Raw genomic sequence first — 25,676 nt, 5'->3', positions numbered from 1 at the left:
ACGAACGCAGAAGACCTGAAGTTTGCGGAAGCAGAGACAACAGGTTACAATGGAGTGTATGACGGAGCAGCGCACGATGCGGTAACCAGCGTGAAAGTCACAGGAGTGAATGGGGAAGAGATCGCGGCAGAAGACATGACGGTAGAGTACCGGCTCAGTGATGAGGCTGACTGGGGCAAGACGCCGCAGGTAACGGACGTAGCGGACAGTACAGCGGTACAGATCCGTGTAACCGTAGCGAACTACGACCCGATCACAACAACCGTGCAGGCAACAGTTACACAGAAACCAGTTACTATCACAACAGAATCTGCATCAAAGACCTATGATGCTTCTGCACTTACTGCACCTGGTGAGGTAGAGGGAATCGTAGAAGGCGAAACCTATGGATTTGAAATAACAGGTTCCCAGACATTAGTTGGAACTTCTGAGAACTCCTATGTTATGACTTGGGCAGGAGAAGGCAACGAGTATTCTGCTAAGTCAGATAACTACACAGTGACAGAACGTGTTGGTACACTTACCGTTACTGATGGTTCCGAAGAAGAGCCGATTAATCCGGAGGATGTTGTGAAGAAGACACATGGTACACCGGAAGGCGGCGTCTACAAAGCTGGCGATGTTGTTACGTTTACGGTGACAGCAACGAACATCTACGATGAAGTGAAGACCATTACTCTAAACGAAATTGCGGGTGTTACCCTGAAAGACACAGTATTTGCTGAGGTACAGCCGGGTGAAACCGTTGAAACAACTGCAACTTATACCATCACAGAAGCTGACGTTCTTGCAGGCGAATTTGTTAATACTGTAACTGCATCCTTCAGTGGTGAGGAAGATACACCATTCGAGGATGACGATCAGGTAGATGAGATCGAGGAACCGAAAGGCCACCTGACCATCGACAAAGTAACGACGAGTGAACCGGCAAATGGAAGCAGCTATGCGTTAGGTGAGACAATTACCTATAAAATTACTGCAACAAATGACGGTAATCTGACCTTGACGAATGTCAAAGTAGTGGATGAACTGACAGGTGATGAGTGGGAGATCGCTTCTCTTGCACCAGGCGCATCCGAAGAATTTGATACTTCTTACACAGTAACCGAAGCGGATATTCTTGCAGGAAGCGTTGTGAACACTGCGACAGCAGAGGGAACAAGTCCGGATCCGGATAAACCGGATGTACCGGTAAATCCAGGTGAAGAAGAAGAGCCTACCGAGACAGAAAAACCAAGTCTGTTCGTAGAAAAGACGGCACAGCCGGATGAAGACGGCGTTTACAATCTTGGTGACGAAATTCATTACGTCATTAAGGTTACAAACAACGGAAATGTTACGGTGAATGATATTACTGTGAAGGATGAACTGACAGGCGATGAGTGGCAGTTAGACAGTCTTACTCCGGGTGAGAGTGAGGAATATCATGCTACTTATACTGTAACGGAAGAAGATATTCTGGCAGGATCTATTACAAACGTAGCGACAGCAGAGGGAACTGATCCGGATGAAGATCCGGTTGATCAGGAAGGTGAAGAGACCGTTCCAACGGATTCGGCAGATTCGCATCTGACCATCCATAAGGCTACAACAAGCGATCCGGGAGACGACGGTGCTTATGATCTTGGTGATACCATTACGTATGAGATCATTGCAGCCAACGATGGAAATGTAACTTTGAACAATGTCATTGTAACAGATGAGCTGACAGGTGATGAGTGGATCATTGAAACACTTGCACCAGGCGCAAGCGAAACATTTGAAGCAGAGTATGTCGTGACAGAAGAAGATATCCATAACGGCAGCGTTGTCAACGAGGCAACCGCAACAGCCGAAGGCCCGGAAGAGCCTGTCATTACTCCAGGTGAAACAGAAGATGAAACCAATCCGGAAAATCCAAGTCTTACAGTCGACAAGAGCATTGTTGAGGAAAAAGACGAGTATGAGATCGGTGACGTCATCGAATACGAAATTACAGTTGCTAACAATGGTAACGTAACACAGAATGATGTTCGTGTAACGGATCTGCTTCAGGCAGCCGGAGACATTGTGATCACAGGCGTAGAAGGAGCAGACGGGGAAATCGATGGGGCAAATGTGACATTGGATTCTCTTGCACCAGGCGAAAGCGCGATCATTCATTGTGAGTATACGGTTCTCAAAGAGGACCGTGGCAGCACGATTACCAATGCTGCAATTGCGGATGATGAAGGAAAAGGCGATGGCGAAGACCCTGTTACACCGGATGTACCGGCAGAAGTAGCAGATGTCTATGATATCAACGTAGTGCATCAGTTCGCGGATGGTGAAGAAGGAGAGGCAGAATTGCCGGATGACTATACGATTGAAAATCAGCCGGTTGGAACAGAAAGAGAAATCACTGCAGAAACGGTAGAAGGTTATACAGTATCTCCGGCATCTCAGGAAGTGACAATAGAAGACAGTGATGTAACGATCACTTTCGTATATTACGCAGATGAGATCGGAACAGATCCTGAAAACCCGGATACACCGGACAATGTACCGGATAGATATCAGGCAGTTGTAACATTTGAAGCAGTGAATGGTACGGTTGACAGAAGCGCGGCAGTTGTTACTCTTATGAGAAACGGACAGCCTGCAGAAGATGGAACCGGTTACCTGACAGAAGATCAGATCGCGACGGCAAGAGCAAATGTCGGTTATGCGCAGAATTCTCTGACATGGAGTCCAGGAACGCCGACAGCAGAATATGAAGTCACTGGAGACATGACGTTTACAGCAAGCTTTTCTGCAATTCCGGTTATTCCGGGGGATGGTGGCGAAGAGCCAGTTGAACCAACAAATCCAACGACTCCAACGACACCTGCAAGACCATCAACACCGACAACGCCGACACTTCCTGTCACACCTGCAAATCCGGGAACCACTGTGACGCCGACGCTTCCAGTGACGCCACAGACGGCTGCACCGGCCGCGCGGGTTTACGCAGATGGTGTTGTCGTTGATGATCCACAGACGGCAACAGACGATTACGACTTAAATGAAGTAGAACGTGATGCTGGAACAGAAACCATCGATGAAGACAGCACACCGCTTGGAAACATGGATCTCGAAAAAGACGATGACCATAAGTGCTGTATCCTCCATTTCATTCTTCTCTTATTGGCGTTGATCGTGGAACTGATTTACACCCATGATCGGAAAAAACGTCAGGAAAGAATTTTTGAACTGAGAAGAGAATTGGCAGATTTTGATGAAACTGTGTAGGGAAACAGGTACTTGCAAAAAGGAGGCAAACAGTATGTATGAATTTGTTCACACAAAGTTAGGCTTCTGCTTCTGGGATATTCCGGCACTGATTGTACTGATTGCAATCATCGCAGTCTTTGTAGTACACGTCATCAGACAGAAAAGACGTGAAAACGAGTTTGAAGACGAACTCTCAGACAAGATGGCGCAGAAAGCAGCGGCTGAAAACGCAAATCAATAGTTTATTTTAGGGGTGGGGCGTGTTCCAATAGGAACACGCTTCATCTATAAAAAGTTTGACAAATAGTTCGGACATTTCTTTTTGAGACTATCAGAGCTTTTAAAACTTTCTTTTATCATTCTTTATTGACATATGCAAAAGACAGACGTATACTTACAATCCATTATCGGACATGATCCGCGATGTCTGCCGAAAGATCACCCCATTCGGGGAATTATTCCAAGTAAGAACATACAGTGAATCAACACACAAGGAAGTGGTTATCAAAGACAGTTAGTAAAAACACAAATGATCCTGTTGGACCACTTTCTGTTTGCGGAACTGATGGAGAATTTTTCTGAAGTCCAGATCACTGGCTTTTTTGAGAGTCTCTTGACGTGCTCTTGCTTTTTCCGTTATAATACACGGAGAAACGTATAAAGGGGAAGAGGCTGTGGAGAAGAAAAAGAGAATTTGGACAGCGATGGTGCTGATCTGGATGGTCGTGATCTTTATGTTTTCAGCAAAGCCTGCGGATGAATCTTCTAAGGAAAGTCTTTTTGTGGGCCGGATGATCGGTCAGATTTTTATGAAAGATTTTGGCGAGTGGACAAAGGAGGAACAGGAAGCGTTTGCGGAGACCATCAATTATCCGGTTCGGAAAGCGGCACATGCGACAGAATATGCGGTCCTCGGAATCCTGGTTCTGGTAAGATGCAAGTATCAGAAAAAATGGAATAGAAAGCGTATGATTTTGACGGCCTGGGGGATCAGTACAATGTATGCGGCAACAGATGAGATTCATCAGTTGTTTGTACCAGGGCGTGCATGCATGGTGACTGACGTAATGATTGATTCAGCGGGAGCGCTGACGGGGATTCTGTTTGCCTCAGCGCTTGCAGCTATTATTATAGGTAGAAATAGGGAATAAAAACATCAGAAATGAGGAAACAAAAATGGAAATAAAGCTTGCAAAAAGCGCGGGATTCTGTTTTGGGGTGAAGCGTGCCGTAGATATGGTTTACGAGCAGGCACAAAAGAGAGAGGAACGCCTGGACGCCGGGGAAGAGCAGGTGCCGGATATTTATACATTTGGTCCGGTCATTCACAATGAAGAAGTGGTGAAGGACCTGAAAAAAAGAGGAGTGAAAGTACTCAGGACAGAGGAGGAACTGAAAACCCTGGAAGACGGTATTGTGATTATCCGTTCTCATGGAGTCGGAGAACATATCTACGAGACGATCCGGGAAAAGGGTTTGGAATATATCGATATGACCTGCCCGTTTGTGAAGAAAATACATAACATTGTAAAGCGGGAGAGCGAGGCAGGAAAGTACATTATTATCATCGGGGATCCGAATCATCCGGAGGTGATCGGCATCCGTGGATGGGCCGGAAAGCGGGCTTGTGTGATCGAAAATGAGAAAGATGCAAGGGAATTTTGCCTGGGGAATACAGAATTAGATGATGAGTCAGATAATAAAATCTGTATTGTCTCGCAGACGACATTTAATTACAATAAATTCAAATATTTAGTTGAAATTCTTTTGAAAACGAGGTATGATATAAGTGTTTTAAATACAATCTGCAATGCCACAAAAGAGCGTCAAACAGAGGCTGAGCATATTGCAAACGAAGTGGACGCAATGATTGTGATCGGTGATAAACACAGTTCCAATACCCAGAAATTGTTTGAAATATGTAAGAAGGCATGTGAAAATACGTACTACATACAGACTCTTGACGATTTGAATATGAATCAATTAAAGTTAAAGTCCGTGGAAGCAGTAGGTATTACAGCAGGGGCATCCACGCCCAATAATATAATTGAGGAGGTTCAAAATAATGTCAGACTTAACTTTTGAACAAATGTTAGAGGAATCTTTTAAAACAATACACAATGGAGAGGTTGTAGAAGGTACAGTCATCGATGTAAAGCCGGATGAGATTATCCTGAACATCGGATATAAGGCAGATGGAATTATTTCCAGAAGTGAATATACAAATGAGCCGAATGCAGACCTGACTACCATGGTAACTGTAGGAGATTCCTTGACAGCGAAAGTTTTAAAAGTAAATGATGGAGAAGGACAGGTATTACTTACTTACAAGAGACTTGCCGCAGAAAAAGGAAATGAGAGACTTCGTGAAGCTTACGAAAATAAAGAAGTATTAAAGGCTCCGGTTACTCAGATTCTTGGTGGTGGACTGAGCGTTGTTGTAGAAGAGGCGAGAGTGTTCATTCCGGCAAGTCTTGTGTCAGATACATATGAGAAAGACCTGAGCAAGTATCAGGGACAGGAGATTGAGTTCGTAATCAGTGAGTTCAATCCGAGAAGAAACCGTATCATTGGCGACAGAAGACAGCTACTGGTAGCTGAGAAAGCAGAGAAACAGAAAGAGCTTTTTGCAAATCTTCATGCAGGAGACACTGTGGAAGGTATTGTGAAAAATATTACAGATTTCGGTGCGTTCGTCGATCTTGGCGGAGTAGATGGTCTGCTTCATATTTCCGAGATGTCCTGGGGACGTGTCGACAATCCGAAAAAGCTGTTCCATGTAGGAGATACAGTAAAAGTACTGGTTAAAGATGTGCATGATACAAAGATTGCGTTATCTTTGAAATTCCCGGAGACAAATCCTTGGCTCCATGCGGCTGAGGACTACGCAGTTGGTAATATTGTAACAGGTAAGGTGGCCAGAATGACAGATTTTGGTGCTTTTGTAGAGCTGGTACCTGGCGTTGACGCACTCCTTCATGTATCACAGATTTCCAGAGCTCATGTTGAGAAGCCGGCGGATGTACTGAAAGTCGGACAGGAAATCACAGCAAAGATCGTGGACTTAAACGAAGAAGAAAAGAAAATCAGTCTGAGCATGAAAGCGTTAGAGCCGGCTGCTGAGGAGACGAAAGAGGAAACTCCGGCGGCAGAGTAATATTTGCCGGTTTTGATGAGCGTATAGATGTTGCATTGTAAAAATAGAGGCTATTCGCTTTAGTCTCTATTTTTTCATGTTTAAGTATATGTTAAAAAATGAACGAGGAGGAAAAAAAGATGGGACTTTTAACTTTCAAGGGTGGTATTCATCCGAATGATGGAAAAAGTCTGGCAAAGGATAAGGCGATTGTCGAAGTCCTGCCTGAAGGAGATCTGGTCTTTCCGCTTTCTCAGCATATTGGTGCGCCGGCGGCTCCGATTGTCAAGGTCGGAGATCAGGTTCTGAAAGGACAAAAAATTGCGGAGGCCGGAGGGTTTGTCTCTGCTCCGGTGTATTCCTCGGTTTCCGGAAAGGTAAAAGCGATTGCTCCGTATTTTACACCGACCGGGGGAAAGGTTTCATCCATTATCGTGGAGAATGATGGGGCCTATACAGAGGCTGAGCGACTTTCTACCAGACCATTGGAGATGCTTTCTAAGGAAGAGATTCTGAATTTAATCGCTGAGGCAGGGATTGTCGGAATGGGCGGAGCAGGATTCCCAACGAGAGTGAAACTTTCACCGAAGGAACCGGAAAAGATTGAATATGTCATCGCAAACTGTGCGGAGTGTGAGCCTTATATTACGGCGGATTATCGCAGAATGATGGAAAACCCGGAGGATCTTGTAGAAGGTATGCGTGTCATTCTGAAGCTCTTTGACAATGCGAAGGGGATCTTTGCGGTGGAAGATAATAAGCCTGATTGTATTGAGAAGCTGGAAAAACTGACGAGCGGTGAGCCGCGTATGGAAGTAGCCAAGCTGATGACCAAATATCCGCAGGGCGGTGAGCGCCAGTTAATCTATGCGGTGACGAAAAGAGCGATCAATTCTTCCATGCTTCCAGCCGATGTTGGGTGCGTAGTGGACAATGTGGAGACGATCATCCACATTTACGATGCGGTTGTCAACGGCAGACCGTGCATCGACCGTGTGGTAACGGTCAGCGGAGATGGAATCACGAATCCGGGGAATTTCAAAGTTCCGCTTGGCATGAACCAGCAGGAGCTGGTCAATATGGCGGGAGGATTTCAGGGTACTCCGGAGAAGATTGTTTCCGGCGGTCCGATGATGGGATTTGCCATGTTTACACTGGATGTCCCTGTTACAAAGACTTCTTCCTCGATTCTGTGTATGACAAAAGACGAGGTGGCAAAGTACGAACCATCCGCATGTATTAACTGCGGCCGGTGCATTGAGGCATGCCCAAGCCGCCTGATTCCGTCCAGGCTTGCGGATTACGCAGAGCGCCATGATGAGGCGGCATTTGAGAAAGAGTTCGGTGTAGAATGTATGGAGTGTGGTTCCTGTAGTTATGTCTGTCCGGCGAAGCGGCAGCTTAAGCAGGCGATCAGTTCCATGAGAAAAACCGTTCTTGCAAACAGGAAGAAAAAGTAGAAAGTGAGAGGTGGACAAAGTGAACGAGCAGTTTAATATTTCGGCATCTCCGCATATCCGGGCCAAGGACTCCACAGGAAATATCATGCTGTGGGTTGTGATTGCGCTTCTGCCTGCGACGCTTTTTGGAATTTGGAATTTCCGGGATCAAAATGCGTGGATTTTGGTGATCGTGACAGTGGCAGCGGCTGTGCTGACGGAGTTTGTTTACGAAAAACTGATGCATAAAAAGGTGACGATTCAGGATATGAGTGCCGCAGTGACGGGGCTTTTGCTGGCGCTCAATCTTCCGCCTTCTGCCCCATGGTGGATGGGCGTTTTGGGAGCAGTGTTCGCAATTCTGATCGTAAAACAGCTTTTTGGAGGTCTGGGACAGAATTTTATGAACCCGGCCCTTGCGGCAAGATGCTTTCTTTTGATTTCCTTTACCGGGAGAATGACCTCTTTTACATACGATGGTGTGGCTGGGGCGACTCCTCTGGCTACGATGCGCGCGGATGGTTCGATTGCGAATGTAGATACTATGAAAATGTTTATTGGGCAGATTCCGGGAACGATCGGGGAAACTTCCGTGATCGCAATTATGATCGGTGCAATTATCCTGCTTTTAAAGGGAATTATTGATCTTAGAATTCCGGGCAGTTACTTAGTAAGCTTTGTGGTATTTATCACGATTTTCGGTGGTCATGGTTTTGATTGGAGCTTTATTACCGCTCATCTGTGCGGCGGTGGAATTATGCTCGGCGCCTGGTTTATGGCGACTGATTATGTCACAAGCCCGATTACTAAGAAAGGGCAGATCGTTTATGGTATCCTTCTTGGTGTCCTGACCGGACTGTTCCGCCTTTATGGGGGATCCGCGGAAGGAGTATCCTACGCGATTATTATCGGCAACATTCTCGTTCCGCTGATTGAGAAGGTTACTCTTCCAAAACCATTTGGTAAAGGAGGAGAGAAATAATGAACAAGATTTTGAAAAATACGGTGATTCTGACAATCATCACACTGGTTTCCGGCGTGGCGTTAGGCGGCGTCTATCAGATTACAAAGGAGCCGATCGCAAAGGCACAGGAAGAGGCGAAGCAGGAGGCGTATCAGCAGGTATTTGAAGATGCGGATGCTTTTGAAGTGTTAAAAGTGGATGCCCAGGAAGCTGCGGATGCGGTGGCGTCAGCAGGTGTGGACGACGGCGCTGTCATTGATGAGGCAGTAGAAGCAATACAGGGCGGCGAAACGATTGGATATGTTATCACATCCACTGACCCGAACGGATACGGAGGGGATATCCAGGTGTCTGTCGGTATTCAAAGCGATGGAACTGTCAGCGGGATTGCGATCCTTTCCATCAGTGAGACCGCAGGTCTTGGTATGAAGGCGGCGGAACCGGATTTTTACGAGCAGTATTCCGGCAAACAGACAGATCACTTTTACGTCTCTAAAGATGGAGGAGAGGGCGAAGAGATCGATGCGATCAGCGGCGCTACTATCACAAGCAGGGCCGTGACAGGAGCTGTGAACTCGTCTCTTGGATATTTTCAGAATGTATTAGGAGGCAGTGCAGATGAATAGATGTGTGGAACGCTTATATAATGGAATTATCAAAGAGAATCCGACGTTTGTTATGATGCTTGGCATGTGTCCGACGCTTGCGGTCACGACATCCGCCATCAACGGAATCGGGATGGGACTTTCCACAACGGTGGTGCTTGTTTTATCCAATATTATGATTTCCGCGCTTCGGAAAATCATTCCGGATTCGGTTCGAATTCCGGCATTTATTGTAGTGGTTGCTTCTTTCGTAACGATTGTTCAGTTTCTTCTACAAGGGTTTGTACCGAGCCTTTATGATTCGCTTGGGCTTTACATTCCGCTGATTGTTGTAAACTGTATCATCCTTGGGCGTGCGGAGAGTTACGCTTCTAAGAATCCGATCCTTCCGTCTTTGTTTGACGGACTTGGAATGGGACTTGGATTTACCTTTGGACTTACCTGTATTGGTATCGTAAGAGAGCTGCTTGGAGCTGGGCAAGTGTTTGGTATTCAGATCATGCCGTCTTCTTACGAGCCGATTACGATCTTTATTTTGGCGCCGGGTGCGTTTATCGTGTTGTCCATGCTGGTGGCGGCGAGAAACAAGATTATGAATCACATGGAAAAAAAGGGCAAGAAAGTCGTAAAGCCTCAAGGTGGCTGTGCGGAAGGCGGATGTGCTTCCTGCGGTGGATGTGCTTCTTCCCTTTCATCCGGACAGGACAAGGAATAGGAGGGGGAACAGATGAAAGAATTATTTATCATTGCCGTTGGCTCTGCGCTTGTCAATAATGTCGTGCTGAGCCAGTTCCTTGGAATCTGCCCGTTCCTTGGAGTATCTAAGAAGATTGAGACAGCGGCCGGTATGGGTGGAGCGGTTATTTTTGTCATCACAATCGCTTCTTTTTGCACGAGTTTGATTTATGAATTTATTTTGCAGCCGTTTCATGTCGAATATTTGCAGACGATCGTGTTCATTCTCGTGATTGCTGCCCTGGTGCAGTTTGTAGAGATGTTCTTAAAGAAGACGATGCAGGGACTGTACCAGGCCCTCGGCGTGTATCTTCCGTTGATTACGACAAACTGTGCCGTACTTGGTGTGGCGTTGAATAATGTGCAGTATGAGTACAATATTCTGAGCAGCGTGGTGAACGGCTTTGCGACAGCGGTTGGCTTTACGATCGCCATCGTTATTATGGCGGGAATCCGGGAAAAGACAGAGCACAATGATGTGCCGGAATCTTTCCGGGGAACACCGATTGTTCTGCTTACAGCGGCGCTGATGTCCATTGCGTTTTTTGGATTTTCAGGTTTGATTTAAGGGAGGAAATGGAATATGACAGGTATACTCGTTGCCGCCGCGATTGTCGGTGGTGTAGGTTTGTTTATCGGTGTCTTCCTTGGAGTATCGCAAAAGCAGTTCGCAGTGGAAGTAGATGAGAGAGAAGAGGCTATCACAGGCGTGCTTCCGGGCAACAACTGTGGAGGCTGTGGATATGCGGGCTGCTCGGGTCTTGCGGCGGCGATTGTGAAGGGAGAAGCTCCGGTCAACGCCTGTCCGGTAGGAGGAGCTCCGGTTGCCGCAAAGGTAGGAGCAATCATGGGACAGGAAGCCGGTGAGACTGTTCACATGACCGCATTTGTAAAATGTGCGGGTACATGTGAAAAGGCAAAAGAAAACTATAAATATACAGGTACGAAGGACTGTGTCATGGTGAATATGATGCAGAACGGAGGACCGAAGGCATGTACATTCGGATGTCTCGGAGAGGGAAGCTGCGTGGCGGCATGTCCGTTTGACGCGATTCATATCCAGGATGGGATTGCGGTGGTTGACAAGGATGCATGTAAAGCTTGTGGAAAATGTGTGGCGGCGTGCCCAAGACATCTGATTGAACTTGTACCGTATGATCAGAAGCATCTTGTACAGTGCAGCTCTCTCGACAAGGGAAAAGACGTGATGAGCGTATGTTCTGTCGGCTGTATCGGATGTAAGATGTGTGAAAGAGTCTGTGAGTTTGACGCGGTAACTGTGACAAATAATGTGGCGCATATTGATCCGGAGAAATGTACGAACTGTGGAAAATGCGCGGAGAAATGTCCGAAGAAGATCATCAGTTAAGAAGACAGGATGAGAAAAGGCGGGCAGGAAGAGGAGAATGATGGACAGAAAGAAATGGATAAAAGAGAGTATGAGGATGATCAGGAGGGATCTTTGGAGTATCCGGTATGTCATCTTGGTGCTGGGAATCTATTTTTTTCTTGCGTGGAATATATTCTACTCTTCCTGCCCGTTTGTTATGATTACGGGATTTCCCTGTCCGGGATGTGGGCTTTCAAGGGCGGGCTTTTCTATTCTGAGGGGAGAGTTTCTGCAGGCATGGTACCTGCATCCGTTTATCTATGGAATTGGTTTATTGACGGCAGTTTTTGTGATCCGGAGATATATTCTGCACAAAGAGACGGGATCTTTAAAGAAATGGCTGATCTTTCTTTTGGCAGGAATGTTTGTGTTTTATATCTACAGGATGATCCGTTACTTTCCGGGAGAACCGCCGATGAGCTATTATCCGGGGAATCTTCTGAGCCGGATTGCTCAGGCGTTTCAAGTGCTGAATAGGTAGAGAGGATGTATATTCTGTGAAATCGGGGCGCGACATATTGTGTTGATAAAAAAAGCGTGATAAAATAAAGCGAGCGAAAGGGGAAGTCAAAGTCATGGAAGAAAATAAAAATCAACTTGAGAATACAGATCATGGGATGAAGGAAAACAGCGTGGCGCCGGAGACACCGTTCCATGAATCAGAACCAGGAGAGAGGGGATCAAGGGAGGATACTTCGTATTCTTATGGTGAGTATCGTAGAGAAGGAGCGCCATATCAGGCACAGGACCATGGATCACAGGGAGAGTGGGACAGTACACCGCTTACGATGGGCGATTGGCTGTTGACACTTTTGGCGGCCTTTATTCCATGTTGTGGGGGCATTATTCTCTATTGTTACTGGGCTTTTGCCAAACAGGGAAATCTTCACCGGAGAAATTTCTGCCGTGCGGCTCTGATTATTGAGGCAGTACTGGTTGTACTTCTGATTGTGTTCCTGATTCTTGTTGTCATGATCGGAAGCGTTTCTTACGGAACGACATCCGGAGGATATTATTACGGATATTAAAATGATAAAAGTAAAACGGCGGAGCGGTCTTTCAAAGCAGCACCGTCGTTTTCGTTTGTCTGCCGCAGGAGTCGAACGTACGGTTGCAGTGCCGAGGAGGATGTGCTAAAATAGACCGGAAGAAGGAGGGGCCGATGAAAAAAGGGGATATCATACTTGTTCTTGTGATTCTGCTTGTGGCAGGATCGGCGTTTGGAATATATACGTTCCTCTCCGGGCATGATGGCGGCGCTGTTGTCATTTATGTGGACGGGGAGGAAGAAGGGCGTTACCGCCTGGATAAAGACCGAACCGTGGAGATAAACGGCGGAACGAATACACTTCGCATTGAAGATGGAAGCGCCCGGATGGAAACAGCCCGCTGTCCGGATCAGATTTGTGTCCGGCACAAGGCGATTTCGCGAAACGGAGAGAATATTATCTGTCTGCCTTACAAGATCGTGGTGTCGATCGAAGAAGGGGAGGATACGGATGTGGATGCAGTAGTACAGTAGATGAGGTGAAACGTGGAGAGAAAAGGAGCAAGGCTGGCGTCATTTGGAGTTTTTGTGGCGCTTGCATTGATTTTCAGTTATATTGAGACCCTAATCCCATTTCAGATCGGGATTCCGGGGGTGAAGCTTGGGCTTGCCAATCTGGTCATTGTGATTGCCCTTTACCGGATGCCTGTGGGAGAGGTGTACTTGCTTTCTGGAGTGCGTGTTGTTCTGACCGGATTTCTGTTTGGTAATCTGATGAGTATTCTTTACAGTCTGGCAGGAGGTATTCTCAGTTTGACGGTTATGTGGGGGATGAAACGGATCCGTTCCGTCAGTATTCTGGGCGTGAGCATTGCGGGAGGGGTATTCCACAATATAGGGCAGCTTTTGGCGGCGGCGTTGATGGTGGAGACATATGGTGTCTTTTCGTATTTGCCTGTACTGCTGATCTCCGGACTTTTGACCGGATTTGTCATCGGGTTAGCGGCCGGTGAGATGCTCAAAAGAATCCGGTCACTGCAATTTTAACAGGATGGAGGAAATGACATGATTTCATATATTCGTGGGGAGCTTGCGGATGTGAGAGAAGACCAGGTGGTAATTGACGTTGGGGGAGTCGGCTATGGGATTTTTATGTCCGGCAGTGATATAGCAAGACTTCCGTCCACGGGTCAGGAAGTGAAGATAAATACATATCTACATGTGAAAGAGGATGTAATGCAGCTTTTTGGGTTTCTGACCAGAGACGGACTGGAGGTCTTTCGCCTGATTATCGGTGTCAGCGGGATCGGACCGAAAGGCGGGCTGAATATCCTGAATCAGATGACACCCAATGACCTTCGGTTTGCTGTGTTGGCAGGAGATGTAAAGGCTATTTCCAAAGCTCAGGGGATAGGGAAAAAGACGGCAGAAAAGCTGATTCTGGAGCTGAAAGACAAACTGGAGCTTACCGAGGCTGGTGGAAATGAGCCGGAGGGAAAGACGCTTTTGCAGAAGTCGGCGGGAACCGGAGAGATTCAGGGAGAAGCAGTGGAAGCTTTGGTGGCACTTGGATATGGAAGTACTGAGGCATTCCAGGCAGTCAGAAGCGTCGAAATCGACGGAGACAGTACGGTGGAGGAGGTGCTTAAAAAGGCACTCCGCCAGATGTCGCTGTTTTAGCGGTACGGCTTTAAAGATCGTCACCGGAACATGGTAACGATTCGGCCATATGGTCAGAAAACGAGATTGTGGAAGGCAATGAGACAATGAAGAAACGAATTATTACAACAGAAACTTTGGAGGAAGACCAGAAGATTGAGGGAAGTCTGCGTCCGCAGTATCTGGAGGATTATATCGGACAGACAAAGGCGAAGGAGACGCTGAAAATTTATATCGAGGCGGCTAAGGCCAGGGGAGAGGCGCTTGACCATGTGCTCTTTTACGGGCCTCCGGGACTTGGAAAGACGACTCTTGCGGGTATTATCGCCAATGAGCTGGGAGTTAATATGAAGGTGACGTCCGGTCCGGCCATCGAAAAGCCGGGGGAGATGGCGGCAATTCTGAACAATTTACAGGAACGGGACGTCCTGTTTGTGGATGAGATCCACAGGCTGAACCGCCAGGTGGAGGAAGTGCTCTACCCGGCGATGGAGGACTATGCTATCGATATCGTCATTGGCAAGGGAGCTGGAGCCAGGTCGATCCGCCTGGATTTGCCGAAGTTTACGCTGGTGGGAGCGACGACCAGAGCCGGGATGCTGACCGCGCCTCTGCGAGACCGTTTTGGTGTGGTGAACCGGCTGGAATTTTATACGACGGAGGAGCTGCGAACGATTGTACAGCGCTCGGCACAGATGCTCGGTGTGGAGATTGATCCGAAAGGGGCGATGGAGATCGCAAGACGTTCCAGAGGGACGCCCAGACTTGCGAACCGTCTTTTGAAGCGGGTGCGGGATTTTGCCCAGGTGAAATACGACGGGGTGATTACAGAAGAGGTGGCGGTCTATGCCCTGGATCTTTTGGAGGTGGACCGTTTCGGACTGGATTATGCGGACCGGACGATTCTGATGACGATGATCGAGAAGTTTGGCGGCGGCCCGGTGGGGCTTGAGACGTTGGCAGCGGCTATCGGGGAAGATTCCGGAACGCTGGAGGACGTCTATGAGCCTTTCCTTTTAAAAAACGGTTTTTTGCAGAGAACACCAAAAGGAAGGGTGGCTACTTCGTTTGCCTACCAGCATCTGGGATTTTCACTTTCTAGGGACAGTTAAAATAACGATTCAGGCCGTACGGCAGGACAGCGATGGAATCGTTACGAATCTCGTAGAAAAAGGTTGGTTTTTCTGACGGGATCGTTTATAATAATTATCAGAGACTTCGTTTTAGAAGGAGGAGGCACTGGCTATGGCAGCATCAAGAAATTATACCGAAGTTATCATTGATGGCAAGGTATTTACGCTGAGTGGTTTTGAGAGCGAGGAGTATCTCCAGAAAGTATCCAACTATCTGAATCACAAGATAGCAGAATGTAGTGAGAACGAGAGCTATAAAAAGCAGAGCAGCGACACGAAAAGCATCCTTCTCGCACTGAACATTGCGGACGATTATTTCAAAGCAAAAGAGCAGGGCACGTCTCTTGAAATTGATATGGAGTCGAAAGATAAAGAGATGTATGACTTAAAGCACGAATTGATCTCCGCACAGATTAAGCTGGAAAATGCGGACAGGGCAATGGAGAAGATGAAAGAGGAAAACCAGGAACTGCAGATGAAGATTGTGCAGTTGGAAACGGAAATGAAAAATCACCGAAAGAATTAGGGCTGTCGAAGGACAGCCTTTTTTCAAAGTAAGGCAGGAATCAAGAGTCATGGAGAATAGAAAAAAGAGAAGAGAAGTGGAGATTCTGGCGCCGGCGGGGACATACGAGGCGTTTGAGGCGGCGATCCGGTCCGGAGCCGATGCGGTGTACGCGGGCGGTAATCTGTTCGGAGCCAGGGCATATGCGGGCAATTTTGATGAGGAAACGATGATCCGGGCCATCCGGGAGGCACATCTGTACGGGAGAAAGCTGTATCTGACAGTCAATACTCTGATTAAGGAACGTGAGATGAAAGAAAGGCTGTATTCGTTTCTAAAGCCGTTTTATGAAAATGGATTGGATGCGGTTCTCGTCCAGGATCTGGGGGCGCTTGCATTTATACGGGAGCAGTTTCCGGATCTTGCAATCCATGCAAGCACGCAAATGTCCGTGGCGGGAGCATTAGGAGCCGGATTTTTAAAGCAATATGGCGTGGAGCGGGTTGTTCCGGCCAGAGAGCTTTCCCTTGCGGAAATTAGAAAGATGAAAGAGGAAACGGGACTGGAAATAGAGTGTTTTGTCCAAGGGGCGCTTTGTTACTCCTATTCCGGGCAGTGTCTTTTTAGCAGTATGCTGGGAGGACGTAGTGGGAACCGGGGACAGTGTGCTCAGCCGTGCCGTCTGAAATATCAGGCAGAAGGGCAAAAAAAGCCTTCCTGTATCCTGAGTCTCAAAGATATCATGGCATTGGAGGATCTTCCGGATCTCATCGAGGCAGGGGTAGATTCCTTTAAGATCGAGGGCAGGATGAAGAAGCCGGAATACGTTTCAGAGACGGTACGGGTGTATCGGAAGTATACGGATCTTTATCTGAAAAAGGGAAGAGCCGGATACCAGGTATCTGAGGAGGATAAGCAGCGCCTGATGGATCTTTACAACCGGGGCGGTAGCTGCCGGGGATATTATCATGTACAGAACGGGCCGGAGATGCTGACGCCGGACAGGTCGAACCATGCCGGGATCCACTCTGCCTGCGTGGAGCGTCAGAAAGGCCGAAGCCTTCTTGCAAAGGCACTTGTACCGCTCCAGAAAGGGGACGTGCTGGAAATCTCTCCAAAGGAAAATGTCACCCTTGGACAGGATGTAAAAAAGGGCGGGCAGTTTCAGCTCCTTGTGGCAAAAGGAACTACAGTCCGGCCACGCACGATTCTGGCAAGAGTACGGAATGAACGATTGATCCAAGAGATTCAGGAGCGGATCCGGACGGCCGAGGTCCGACGTCCGGTTCAGGCAAAAGCAATGTTCTGTATGGACGAGCCATCCAAACTGATATTGAAAAGCGGTTCATTTTCGGTACGTGTAGAAGGAAGTTCTCCGCAAGCTGCAAAGAAGCAGGCGGTAGACCGGGCAAGAGTGGAAAGACAGCTTCGGAAGATGGGGAATACGCCGTTTCAGATCGAGTCTCTGGAGATGGAGATGGAGGACGGTATTTTTATTCCAATGCAGGTAGTCAATGAGCTGCGGAGAACGGCTGCCGAGCGTCTTGAGGAAGAAATTCTGAAACAGTATAAACGGTCGTGCAAGAGGGTACCGATGGTAGAACAGGAAGAGATTCAAGGTGAGTCTTTGATCTCCAGGGAGGGACAAAAAAACGTGCTTTCTGTACTGGTGGAGACGAAAAACCAGCTCCGGGTGGCCGCACGATCCGAAGATGTGAGGCGAATTTATGTAGAAAGCCATCTGGCGGCTGCTATGTGTTCCAATCAGGAGGAAAGAGAAGAGATCCAAAGGCTCTATGAAGAGAGTAAGATTCCGTGGTACATTGTTTTGCCGCACATTTTCCGCGAGCGGGCGAAGCGCCTGCTTGACAGCAGATGGAAGGCAATTTGTGAGGTTCCGTGGAAGGGGGCTCTTGTAAGAAACGTGGAGTCTTTGGCATATTTGCAAAAAAAAGGCTGGAAAAACACGGTTCGTGCGGACCATCATTTGTATACATTGAACAAAAAAGCAGTAGAATTCTTGAAAAAGGCGGGGATAAATGGTACAACAATATCATTAGAGTTAAATAGTCAGGAGATTCGTGAGATATGTACCCCGGCATCGGAGATGGTGGTATATGGCTACGCACCGATGATGATCAGTGCGGGGTGTGTAAAAAAGTCCATCGGACGCTGTGATGGTAAAGAGAGCATCACGAGACTCAAAGACCGCTATCAGAAGACATTTTATGTAAAAAATTATTGTGATACATGTTATAATATTATCTATAATACGGCGCCGCTTGTTTTGTTGGAACAGATAGGGGAGATCGAAGAGATGGGAATTCACGAGATCCGGCTTCATTTTACGATAGAGGATACAGAAGAGACAAAAAGGGTGATCCGGATTTACGCAGATGCATTCTGGAGGGGACAGAAAACTCTTACGGCAGCAGAGGTATTTGCTGATTTTACAAGAGGACACTATAAAAGGGGAATAAAGTAGGTGACAAGTTGTTTAATATCATAATGGAAATTTCAAAATATCTGATTCTGCTGATGATGGTAATCTACACGTTTGAGTGTTTCAGTGTGTTCGGTTATCACGATGCCTACACGAAGATGTGGATCTTACGAAGGCAGAGCATCTGGATCTTTATGATCCATTTTCTAGCGTTTCTGACGTTGTTTTTACGGATGAAGGAGGCCAGGATTCTAGTATTTTATGTGATACAGGTGGCGCTTTTGGGATCGATTATCCTGCTTTATGGTTTTTTGTATCCGAAAGTATCAAGACTTGTTGTCAACAATATGTGTATGCTTTTGGCAGTCGGGTTTATCATGCTGACAAGGTTATCTTACAGTAACGCCGTCAAGCAGGCGTTGATTGTAGCGGTATCGGCGGTATTATCATTGTTCGTACCGGTCATTATCCGTAAGGCACGGTTTCTCTCCCGGTTAAAGATTTTCTATGCGGTGGCCGGAGTGGTGGCGCTTGTGGCGGTTATTATCGTCGGGCGTGTGTCATACGGTGCCATGCTTGGATTTGAGGTTGGGGGAATCAGTATTCAGCCATCTGAGCTTGTGAAGATTATTTTTGTATTTTTTGTGGCGGCCAGCCTCTATAGAATCAGGGATTTTCGCAATGTTGTCATCACGACTGCGATTGCTGCTCTGCACGTTTTGATTCTTGTTGCCTCCAAGGATCTGGGGGCGGCGCTGATTGTCTTTGTCGTGTACCTTGTGATGTTGTATGTGGCTACGAGACAGCCGGTCTATATTGCGGCAGGCTTAGGGGCAGGGAGTCTTGCTTCGGTAGCCGCGTATTTTCTGTTTTCTCATGTGAGAACGAGAGTAACGGTCTGGAAAGATCCGTTTGCTGTTTACAGCAATGGGGGATATCAGGTGGCGCAGTCGCTGTTTGCGATCGGTACCGGAGGCTGGTTCGGACTTGGACTTTGCCAGGGACTTCCGGATAAGATCCCGGTGGTCACGACGGACTTTATCTTTTCTGCTATAGCAGAAGAGCTGGGAGCTGTCTTTGCGATCTGCATCATTTTGATCTGTGTCAGTTGTTACATCATGTTTCTGAATATTGCAATGCAGATCAGAGACAGCTTCTACAAGCTGGTAGCGCTGGGACTTGGAACCTGTTATATTTTCCAGGTGTTTCTCGCGATCGGAGGCGTCATTAAGTTCATCCCATCCACGGGTGTAACGCTTCCGCTTGTGAGCTATGGAGGAAGTTCCCTTTTAAGTACGATGATCATGTTTGCGATCATCCAGGGGCTGTATATATTAAGAGAAGATGAGGAAGAAGATATTGAGCGACAGAAAGAGAGACAATTACGGGCAAAGAGAAGACGACAGGCGCAGCAGGCCGGAGGACCTCGATCAAATGGAACAAGGTCTTCAGCGGGAGCTTCGTCGGGAGATCGAAGAAGAAAGCCTAAGAGCCGGGGATCACAGCGTGTACCAAGACCGTAGACCGGTTCCGCACAAGCCGGGAAAAGCACAAAAGAAAAAGGAGAAGCAGGAAGAACGCCGCCGGGACAAGAGAAAGAAGAAAGCCAACCGACAGTATGTCTTTGTGACTTACTTTTTCGTACTGTTATTCGTAGGGATGATCGGATATTTCTCTTATTTCAATGTGGTAAAGGGCAGGGATATCATCAATGATTCCAGGAATCCGAGAATGAGTCTTTATGAAATTCAGGTGCTGCGTGGCTCGATTTTGGATAAGGATGGAAACGTTCTTGCAAAGTCCAGGGAAAATGAGGACGGTACTCAGACAAGGGAATACCCGTATGAGCAGTTGTACGCCCATGTGGTCGGGTACGCAGATAAAGGAAAATCGGGCCTGGAATCTGCACAGAACTTCCAGCTTCAGACTTCGGATGTTCCGCTGCAGACGAAATTGCTGAATGAGCTCAGAGGCCGAAAAAGTGAAGGAAATAATATTACTACCACGCTGGATACGAATATTCAGCAGGCGGCGTATGATGCTTTAGGATCCAACAGAGGTGCGGCGGTGGTAATCGAGCCGAGCACGGGAAAGATTCTGGCGATGGTTTCTAAGCCATCCTATAATCCGAACACGATTGTGGAAGACTGGGAGAGCCTGAACCAGAATACAGAGGGGATTTTGGTGAACCGTGCCACGCAGGGCCAGTATGCACCGGGATCTACTTTCAAGGTACTGACAACGTTGGCATATATGCGCCAGAATCCGGATTACAAAAACTACACGTATCGTTGTACCGGAGAGATCACAGCCGGGAAAAATGAGATTCACTGCTATGGAAATGAGGTACATGGAACAGTGGATCTGGCAGAATCCCTGGCATACTCCTGTAATACTTCTTTTTCCAACATAGGTCTCAGTTTGGATGTGGATGAGTTCCGAAAGACAGCAGAGGATCTTTTGTTTGACACGGAATTGCCTTGCCCGCTTATTTATAATGAGAGTAAGTTCAATCTTAAGAAGGATGACGGAGATGCAGCCATTGCCATGACGGCATTCGGACAGGGAAAATTGCAGGTCAGTCCATATTATATGGCAATGCTGACTTCCTCGATCGCAAATAATGGGATTTTGATGAAGCCTTATCTGGTTGATCAGATTACGAGTGCCCAGGGAGAGACAGTAGAGAAATACGTGCCGGAATCTTATAAGGAACTGATGACTTCCGAAGAGGCGGCACAGCTTACCGAATATATGGAGGGTGTTGTAGAGTACGGTACAGCCCGTTCCTTACATTCTCTTGGTGTTTCTATTGCCGGAAAGACCGGAACGAGTGAATACAGTGATGATAAAGAGAAAACGCACTCCTGGTTTATCGGATTTTCTAATGTAGAGAATCCGGATGTAGCATTGGCAGTTGTCATTGAGAATTCAGACAGTACCGGAGACGTAGCGACAGACATTGCCGAGGAGATTTTTAAGGCGTATTATGCAAAATAGAGGTTCTGAAAATGAGGTATTGGAAAGAACTGTATGTCAGTGAAGAGCTAAAAGGCAGGGAAGAGGAGATCATCGAGCATCTGGAAAAGAAAGAATTCCAGTTCAGGGTCTATCTGATCGCCCTGCCGGAAAATGAGAGAAATCAACTGGAAATATACCATAGCGGGATGCTGAATCAAACGTGGTACAGGGAAAAAGATGTATTTGTGGTAGGTCTGGCCAAAGGATATCTACAGGCACTGGAGCTTGTCAGGGAGCTTATCGATCAAGTGTTCCGGGAGACCGGGGATGCAGATGTCAGGCAGTATATTTGGAAGCGGCAGGGAAGTTAGAATGATCATTGTACATATTTTACTATGGATTCTAAAGATAGCAGGCATATTGCTTCTACTGGTTTTGGGGCTGCTTTTGCTTGGAATATTGATTCTGCTGTTTGTGCCTGTGCGGTACGAACTAAGTGCCGAGGGAGATATTCATACTCCGGAAGAGATCCGGGTAAGCGTTTCCATCCGGTATTTCTTTCGGCTGATCACCTTTCACACCGTCTATGAAAACCAGAAGTTTTGGCGGCAGGTGAGAATTGCATGGAAGAAGATCGGGCAGGATAAAGAAGAGAAGCAAGAAACCGAAGAACAGGAGAATCCGAAACCGGAGAAAGAAATTTCCGGCAAGATGGATTTAGAACGGGAGGAGAAAGAGAGCCCGGAAGAAGTAAGAGCGATTCGCAGTGAAAACAAAGATCCGGAAAAAGAGGACAAGGTGCGAAGAGAGAAACCAGAGGTGAAGCGTCCTGTATCCGGCGAAGCGGGGAAAAAGGAAAGTAAGGCAAAGGAAGAAAGTGAAAAGAAGAAAGAAGCAAAAGCGACTGTTTTTGAGCGGTTTCTCGAGAAAATCAAGTATACATTTCACAGGATCTGTGATAAGATAAAGGCACTGTCCGATATCAAGAACCGGGTGGAGACGGTTATCAAAGATGAAGTACACCAGGCGGCGTTCAGAAAAGGAAAAGAAACCGTATTTCGTCTTTTGAAAGCATGGCTTCCGAGAAGCGGCTGGGGAAGGATTGAGTATGGACTTGATGATCCTTATTATACAGGAAAGATTTTGGCCGGTCTTGCTCTGTTTTATCCATTCTTTGGACAGTGGCTTCAGATTGTGCCTGATTTTGAGAAGACTACCCTTCGTGGGCGGGTGTTCATCCGGGGGCATATCCGGATGAATCATTTGGCAGGGGCGGCCGTCAGGCTGGCGGCAGACAAGAATATCCGCAGTACGGCAAAAGAGGTGCTGCGTCTGTTAAAACGGCAGAAAAAGGAGGAAGTATAAATGTCAGAGAGTAATTTCAAATCAACGATGGAAGCATTGTTTCACGGAATGGATAACGTGATTTCATCCAAGACGGTGGTGGGCGAGGCGATCCACATAAAAGATACGATCATCCTCCCGCTTGTGGACGTGTCTTTTTCCGTAGGGGCAGGATCGTTTACCGCAGAGAAAAATGAAAAAGGAGCTGGCGGACTGGGCGGAAAGATGACGCCGTGCGCGGTGCTTGTGATCCAGAATGGGACAACAAGGCTGGTAAACATTAAAAATCAGGATACGATCACAAAGATTCTTGACATGGTTCCAGATCTGGTAGACCGTTTCCGCACCAAAGAAGAGACGAAGGTGACAGAAGAAGACGTCAACGAGATTCTGGATGAAGGGAAAAAGCAGGACGAATAAAGAGAAGAAAAAATGCATATATAAGAACAAAGAAGAAAACGGCAGGGATATCGTATGAGAAGAGTAGTAGGATTTGCGTGTTTTATGATCGCGGCAGGACTGATTCTTTCGATGTTCCTGCCGGGTTTGGTTTGGGATATCTTTATCACGGCAGTGTTTCTGGTGTTGGGATATGTGTTATTCTGCTGTTAAATAGGAAACAAAAAAACCAGGACGATCGATCCTGGTTCTTGTGTATGCAGAACTTATGCTCTTTCTACTTTGCCGGATTTTAAACAGGATGTACATACATACATTCTCTTTGCTCCGCCTTCTGTTTTAACACGAACAGATTTTACATTAGATTTCCACATTTTTGGTGTTTTTCTATGAGAGTGGCTGACATTGTTTCCAAAATGAGCCCCTTTTTCGCAAATAGCACATTTCGCCATGATTACACCTCCTAACGCTCTTACTAGTCCTCATATAAGAGAACTCACAACACTAACTATATTATCAGATATATTCTGGAAATGCAAGAGTTTATTTCCGGGAAATGAGAAAAATTTCATTGTTTTAGGGATAACATGAAGAGTATATGTTGTAAAATATGCGTAAACAAGGTATAATAAAACAGAATACTTCGTGGAAAGAACGGAAATCAAGGATAGATAGGAATTGGAGGTATCAGAGTATGAAAGGCAGCATGAGTACAGAACTGGGAATTATCACCATTTCACCGGAAGTGATTGCGAAATATGCAGGATCTGTTGCTGTGGAGTGTTTCGGTATCGTCGGAATGGCGGCAGTCAATATGAAAGACGGATTGGTGAGACTGCTGAAAAAAGACAGCCTGACCCACGGCATCCATGTGGAGCTCACGGAAGATAACAGGATTCACCTTGACTTCCATGTCATTGTTGCATATGGGGTCAGTATTTCAGCTGTTACGGACAATCTGATCAGTAATGTAAAATATAAAGTCGAGGAATTTTCCAATATGCCGGTTGATAAGATCAATGTTTACATTGAAGGCGTACGGGTAATCGATTAATATGGGAGGAACTTTGAGGTGGCTATGAAAACGATAAATGCAGACATGCTTGCGAAGATGTTTTTGGCAGGCGCACAGAATATAGAGGCTAAGAAAGAGTACATTAACGAGTTGAATGTATTTCCTGTCCCGGACGGAGATACCGGTACGAATATGTCCATGACGATCATGTCGGCAGCAAAGGAAGTAAGAGCCCTGGAACATCCGGGGATGAAGGAGCTCTCCAAGGCGATTTCCAGTGGATCCCTCCGCGGCGCCAGAGGAAATTCCGGCGTGATTCTTTCCCAGCTTCTGAGAGGATTTACAAAGTCGATTCAGGAAGAGACGGAGATTGACGCGGCCGGTATTGCGGCAGCCTGCATGCGGGCGAAGGAGACGGCCTACAAGGCGGTTATGAAGCCAAAAGAAGGGACGATCCTTACCGTGGCAAGAGGGATTGCCGAGAAAGCAGAAGAGCTTGCCTTTGAGACAGAAGATCTGGAGGAAATCTTTCCGAAGATTCTGGATCACGCACAGCAAGTGCTCGAGCAGACCCCGGAGTTGCTTCCGGTGCTGAAAGAGGCGGGGGTTGTGGATTCCGGCGGACAGGGACTTCTGGAGATTTTAAGAGGTGCGTATGATGCGTTTCTTGGGAAGGAGATCGATTATTCTTCTATCGAACCATCCAAGGGGCCAAAGACATCCTTTGGGAAGGCACCGATGGAGGAGACCGACATTAAGTTCGGCTACTGTACGGAGTTTATCATCCTTACCGGAAGAGAGTTCTCCGATCAGGAGGAGCAGGAGTTTAAAGCGTATCTGGAATCCATCGGTGATTCGATTGTCTGTGTGGCGGACGACGAGGTAGTGAAAGTTCATGTTCACACGAATGATCCGGGTCTTGCGATTCAGAAAGCGCTGAGTTTTGGACAGCTCACAAGGATGAAGATCGACAACATGCGGGAGGAGCACCATGAGAGAGTCATTCAGGAGGCAGAGAAGCTTGCCGCTCAGGAAAAACGGCAGAAGCCGCAGGAGAAGAAACGAACCGGCTTCATTGCCGTTTCTATCGGAGAGGGAATGAATGAGATTTTCCGGGAGATCGGAGTGGATTATATTATTGAGGGCGGCCAGACGATGAATCCAAGTACGGATGATATGTTACAGGCCATTGATGAAGTGAATGCGGAGACGATTTTCATTCTGCCGAATAATAAAAATATTATTCTTGCGGCCAACCAGGCCAGGGATCTGACAAAGGATAAGAAGATTGTTGTCATTCCGACCAAAACGGTGCCGCAGGGAATTACGGCAGTCATCAGCTTCTCTTCGGACGAGGATACGGCTGCAAATGAAGCTGCGATGACAGAAGCGATTCAGGCGGTGAGAACCGGGCAGGTTACCTATGCAGTGCGCGATACGAAGATCGGGGACAAGGAGATTCACGAAGGGGATATCATGGGAATCGGCGACGAGGGAATTCTCGCTGTGGGAACAGATATTTCCGATACGGCGAAGGACCTGCTTGCAAATCTTGTGACAGAAGAATCCGAGCTTATCAGTATTTACTATGGCGAGGATATTTCCGAGGAAGAGGCAGAGAGATTTGTGACTTCCGTGGAGGAGACATATCCAGATCTGGATGTGGATGCTCACTGTGGAGGACAGCCGATTTACTACTATGTTATGTCAGTAGAATAGAGAAAGAGAG

28 protein-coding genes are annotated in these 25,676 nt (G+C 47.1%); 27 read left to right on the top strand and 1 reads right to left on the bottom strand.

The genetic code is table 11. The features are described 5' to 3' along the window. The 25 genes from AOA56_RS14700 to AOA56_RS15960 form a co-directional block, all read left to right on the top strand. Positions 1-3,249, top strand: a 3,249-nt coding sequence (locus AOA56_RS14700; protein WP_156316944.1) for a DUF7507 domain-containing protein, incomplete at its 5' end; no start/stop codon positions are given. 34 nt (positions 3,250-3,283) lie between these two features. Continuing rightward, positions 3,284-3,472 carry a hypothetical protein gene (locus AOA56_RS14695; protein ID WP_024732335.1) on the top strand — a complete coding sequence of 63 codons (189 nt, stop codon included), beginning with the start codon at positions 3,284-3,286 and terminating at the stop codon, positions 3,470-3,472. 433 nt (positions 3,473-3,905) lie between these two features. Further along, complete coding sequence (locus AOA56_RS14690) at positions 3,906-4,382, top strand: VanZ family protein (protein ID WP_082350045.1); 477 nt, start codon at positions 3,906-3,908, stop codon at positions 4,380-4,382. Between the two features lie 25 nt (positions 4,383-4,407). Next, on the top strand, positions 4,408-5,316 hold the full coding sequence (ispH, locus tag AOA56_RS14685; RefSeq protein WP_024732337.1) for a 4-hydroxy-3-methylbut-2-enyl diphosphate reductase: 909 nt from the start codon (positions 4,408-4,410) through the stop codon (positions 5,314-5,316). Further along, positions 5,297-6,388, top strand: coding sequence for a 30S ribosomal protein S1 (gene rpsA / locus AOA56_RS14680; protein WP_024732338.1), 1,092 nt, complete (start codon positions 5,297-5,299; stop codon positions 6,386-6,388). The genes ispH and rpsA overlap by 20 nt, the downstream gene beginning before the upstream one ends. A gap of 119 nt (positions 6,389-6,507) precedes the next feature. Further along, positions 6,508-7,827, top strand: coding sequence for an electron transport complex subunit RsxC (rsxC, locus tag AOA56_RS14675; RefSeq protein ID WP_053769976.1), 1,320 nt, complete (start codon positions 6,508-6,510; stop codon positions 7,825-7,827). A 19-nt stretch (positions 7,828-7,846) separates the two neighbouring features. After that, positions 7,847-8,788 carry an RnfABCDGE type electron transport complex subunit D gene (locus AOA56_RS14670; RefSeq protein WP_024732340.1) on the top strand — a complete coding sequence of 314 codons (942 nt, stop codon included), beginning with the start codon at positions 7,847-7,849 and terminating at the stop codon, positions 8,786-8,788. Further along, positions 8,788-9,396, top strand: a complete 609-nt coding sequence (locus AOA56_RS14665; protein WP_024732341.1) for an RnfABCDGE type electron transport complex subunit G — start codon at positions 8,788-8,790, stop codon at positions 9,394-9,396. Before AOA56_RS14670 ends, AOA56_RS14665 begins: the two co-directional genes overlap by 1 nt. Further along, positions 9,389-10,090 carry an electron transport complex subunit RsxE gene (gene rsxE / locus AOA56_RS14660; protein WP_024732342.1) on the top strand — a complete coding sequence of 234 codons (702 nt, stop codon included), beginning with the start codon at positions 9,389-9,391 and terminating at the stop codon, positions 10,088-10,090. Before AOA56_RS14665 ends, rsxE begins: the two co-directional genes overlap by 8 nt. Positions 10,091-10,102: 12 nt before the next feature. After that, the gene (rsxA, locus tag AOA56_RS14655; protein ID WP_024732343.1) at positions 10,103-10,678 is read left to right on the top strand and encodes an electron transport complex subunit RsxA; all 576 of its coding nucleotides are present in this window, start codon (positions 10,103-10,105) and stop codon (positions 10,676-10,678) included. A 15-nt stretch (positions 10,679-10,693) separates the two neighbouring features. Continuing rightward, the gene (locus AOA56_RS14650; protein WP_024732344.1) at positions 10,694-11,479 is read left to right on the top strand and encodes an RnfABCDGE type electron transport complex subunit B; all 786 of its coding nucleotides are present in this window, start codon (positions 10,694-10,696) and stop codon (positions 11,477-11,479) included. 37 nt (positions 11,480-11,516) lie between these two features. After that, a complete protein-coding gene (locus AOA56_RS14645) occupies positions 11,517-11,981 on the top strand; it encodes a DUF2752 domain-containing protein (RefSeq protein ID WP_048621625.1) in 465 nt (154 codons plus the stop codon). Between the two features lie 94 nt (positions 11,982-12,075). Then, on the top strand, positions 12,076-12,528 hold the full coding sequence (locus tag AOA56_RS14640; protein ID WP_024732346.1) for a hypothetical protein: 453 nt from the start codon (positions 12,076-12,078) through the stop codon (positions 12,526-12,528). 134 nt (positions 12,529-12,662) lie between these two features. Beyond that, a complete protein-coding gene (locus AOA56_RS14635) occupies positions 12,663-13,022 on the top strand; it encodes a NusG domain II-containing protein (protein WP_024732347.1) in 360 nt (119 codons plus the stop codon). 12 nt (positions 13,023-13,034) lie between these two features. Further along, the gene (locus AOA56_RS14630; protein WP_024732348.1) at positions 13,035-13,535 is read left to right on the top strand and encodes a Gx transporter family protein; all 501 of its coding nucleotides are present in this window, start codon (positions 13,035-13,037) and stop codon (positions 13,533-13,535) included. Positions 13,536-13,553: 18 nt separating this feature from the next. Next, positions 13,554-14,168, top strand: a complete 615-nt coding sequence (gene ruvA / locus AOA56_RS14625; protein WP_024732349.1) for a Holliday junction branch migration protein RuvA — start codon at positions 13,554-13,556, stop codon at positions 14,166-14,168. An 86-nt stretch (positions 14,169-14,254) separates the two neighbouring features. Continuing rightward, positions 14,255-15,259 (top strand): Holliday junction branch migration DNA helicase RuvB, encoded by a 1,005-nt coding sequence (gene ruvB, locus AOA56_RS14620; RefSeq protein ID WP_024732350.1) that lies wholly within the window; start codon positions 14,255-14,257, stop codon positions 15,257-15,259. A gap of 133 nt (positions 15,260-15,392) precedes the next feature. Further along, on the top strand, positions 15,393-15,806 hold the full coding sequence (locus AOA56_RS14615; protein WP_024732351.1) for a cell division protein ZapA: 414 nt from the start codon (positions 15,393-15,395) through the stop codon (positions 15,804-15,806). A 49-nt stretch (positions 15,807-15,855) separates the two neighbouring features. Next, complete coding sequence (locus AOA56_RS14610; RefSeq protein ID WP_053769975.1) at positions 15,856-18,270, top strand: U32 family peptidase; 2,415 nt, start codon at positions 15,856-15,858, stop codon at positions 18,268-18,270. A gap of 8 nt (positions 18,271-18,278) precedes the next feature. Then, positions 18,279-19,751: an FtsW/RodA/SpoVE family cell cycle protein gene (locus AOA56_RS14605; protein ID WP_024732353.1), complete on the top strand. Its 1,473-nt coding sequence runs from the start codon at positions 18,279-18,281 to the stop codon at positions 19,749-19,751. Beyond that, on the top strand, positions 19,663-21,228 hold the full coding sequence (locus AOA56_RS14600; RefSeq protein WP_242843470.1) for a peptidoglycan D,D-transpeptidase FtsI family protein: 1,566 nt from the start codon (positions 19,663-19,665) through the stop codon (positions 21,226-21,228). Before AOA56_RS14605 ends, AOA56_RS14600 begins: the two co-directional genes overlap by 89 nt. Positions 21,229-21,239: 11 nt before the next feature. Next, complete coding sequence (locus tag AOA56_RS14595; RefSeq protein WP_048621628.1) at positions 21,240-21,560, top strand: hypothetical protein; 321 nt, start codon at positions 21,240-21,242, stop codon at positions 21,558-21,560. A 1-nt stretch (position 21,561) separates the two neighbouring features. Beyond that, positions 21,562-22,554 (top strand): DUF2953 domain-containing protein, encoded by a 993-nt coding sequence (locus tag AOA56_RS14590; protein ID WP_053769974.1) that lies wholly within the window; start codon positions 21,562-21,564, stop codon positions 22,552-22,554. After that, entirely contained in the window at positions 22,555-22,953 is a 399-nt protein-coding gene (locus AOA56_RS14585; protein ID WP_024732357.1) for a GerW family sporulation protein, read from the top strand. Positions 22,954-23,007: 54 nt separating this feature from the next. Continuing rightward, positions 23,008-23,145, top strand: coding sequence for a hypothetical protein (locus AOA56_RS15960; RefSeq protein ID WP_155200403.1), 138 nt, complete (start codon positions 23,008-23,010; stop codon positions 23,143-23,145). A gap of 53 nt (positions 23,146-23,198) precedes the next feature. Here the strand turns inward: AOA56_RS15960 and rpmB are convergent, their stop codons facing one another. Next, positions 23,199-23,384 carry a 50S ribosomal protein L28 gene (gene rpmB / locus AOA56_RS14580; protein WP_024732358.1) on the bottom strand — a complete coding sequence of 62 codons (186 nt, stop codon included), beginning with the start codon at positions 23,382-23,384 and terminating at the stop codon, positions 23,199-23,201. Positions 23,385-23,626: 242 nt separating this feature from the next. Between rpmB and AOA56_RS14575 the strand changes: the two genes are divergently transcribed. Both AOA56_RS14575 and AOA56_RS14570 read left to right on the top strand, forming a co-directional pair. Next, a complete protein-coding gene (locus AOA56_RS14575) occupies positions 23,627-23,986 on the top strand; it encodes an Asp23/Gls24 family envelope stress response protein (RefSeq protein WP_024732359.1) in 360 nt (119 codons plus the stop codon). 18 nt (positions 23,987-24,004) lie between these two features. Beyond that, positions 24,005-25,666, top strand: coding sequence for a DAK2 domain-containing protein (locus AOA56_RS14570; RefSeq protein WP_053769973.1), 1,662 nt, complete (start codon positions 24,005-24,007; stop codon positions 25,664-25,666). Positions 25,667-25,676 lie beyond the last annotated feature (10 nt).

This window comes from Sellimonas intestinalis, from assembly GCF_001280875.1.
Classification (GTDB): domain Bacteria; phylum Bacillota; class Clostridia; order Lachnospirales; family Lachnospiraceae; genus Sellimonas; species Sellimonas intestinalis.
Note: the sequence above shows the minus strand (reverse complement) of the source record. Positions and strands in the feature narration are given on the sequence as shown.

Excerpts from the sequence above, each read along its gene's own strand:
- AOA56_RS15960 (WP_155200403.1), top strand. The coding sequence starts at position 23,008 with ATGAGAAGAGTAGTAGGATTTGCGTGTTTTATGATCGCGGCAGGACTG.
- ispH (WP_024732337.1), top strand. The coding sequence starts at position 4,408 with ATGGAAATAAAGCTTGCAAAAAGCGCGGGATTCTGTTTTGGGGTGAAG.
- rsxA (WP_024732343.1), top strand. The coding sequence starts at position 10,103 with ATGAAAGAATTATTTATCATTGCCGTTGGCTCTGCGCTTGTCAATAAT.
- AOA56_RS14665 (WP_024732341.1), top strand. The coding sequence starts at position 8,788 with ATGAACAAGATTTTGAAAAATACGGTGATTCTGACAATCATCACACTG.
- AOA56_RS14600 (WP_242843470.1), top strand. The coding sequence starts at position 19,663 with ATGGAACAAGGTCTTCAGCGGGAGCTTCGTCGGGAGATCGAAGAAGAA.
- AOA56_RS14590 (WP_053769974.1), top strand. The coding sequence starts at position 21,562 with ATGATCATTGTACATATTTTACTATGGATTCTAAAGATAGCAGGCATA.
- AOA56_RS14695 (WP_024732335.1), top strand. The coding sequence starts at position 3,284 with ATGTATGAATTTGTTCACACAAAGTTAGGCTTCTGCTTCTGGGATATT.
- rpsA (WP_024732338.1), top strand. The coding sequence starts at position 5,297 with ATGTCAGACTTAACTTTTGAACAAATGTTAGAGGAATCTTTTAAAACA.
- AOA56_RS14650 (WP_024732344.1), top strand. The coding sequence starts at position 10,694 with ATGACAGGTATACTCGTTGCCGCCGCGATTGTCGGTGGTGTAGGTTTG.
- ruvB (WP_024732350.1), top strand. The coding sequence starts at position 14,255 with ATGAAGAAACGAATTATTACAACAGAAACTTTGGAGGAAGACCAGAAG.
- AOA56_RS14585 (WP_024732357.1), top strand. The coding sequence starts at position 22,555 with ATGTCAGAGAGTAATTTCAAATCAACGATGGAAGCATTGTTTCACGGA.
- AOA56_RS14595 (WP_048621628.1), top strand. The coding sequence starts at position 21,240 with ATGAGGTATTGGAAAGAACTGTATGTCAGTGAAGAGCTAAAAGGCAGG.
- AOA56_RS14575 (WP_024732359.1), top strand. The coding sequence starts at position 23,627 with ATGAAAGGCAGCATGAGTACAGAACTGGGAATTATCACCATTTCACCG.
- rsxE (WP_024732342.1), top strand. The coding sequence starts at position 9,389 with ATGAATAGATGTGTGGAACGCTTATATAATGGAATTATCAAAGAGAAT.
- rpmB (WP_024732358.1), bottom strand. The coding sequence starts at position 23,384 with ATGGCGAAATGTGCTATTTGCGAAAAAGGGGCTCATTTTGGAAACAAT.
- AOA56_RS14635 (WP_024732347.1), top strand. The coding sequence starts at position 12,663 with ATGAAAAAAGGGGATATCATACTTGTTCTTGTGATTCTGCTTGTGGCA.
- AOA56_RS14615 (WP_024732351.1), top strand. The coding sequence starts at position 15,393 with ATGGCAGCATCAAGAAATTATACCGAAGTTATCATTGATGGCAAGGTA.
- AOA56_RS14610 (WP_053769975.1), top strand. The coding sequence starts at position 15,856 with ATGGAGAATAGAAAAAAGAGAAGAGAAGTGGAGATTCTGGCGCCGGCG.
- AOA56_RS14645 (WP_048621625.1), top strand. The coding sequence starts at position 11,517 with ATGATGGACAGAAAGAAATGGATAAAAGAGAGTATGAGGATGATCAGG.
- AOA56_RS14640 (WP_024732346.1), top strand. The coding sequence starts at position 12,076 with ATGGAAGAAAATAAAAATCAACTTGAGAATACAGATCATGGGATGAAG.
- rsxC (WP_053769976.1), top strand. The coding sequence starts at position 6,508 with ATGGGACTTTTAACTTTCAAGGGTGGTATTCATCCGAATGATGGAAAA.
- ruvA (WP_024732349.1), top strand. The coding sequence starts at position 13,554 with ATGATTTCATATATTCGTGGGGAGCTTGCGGATGTGAGAGAAGACCAG.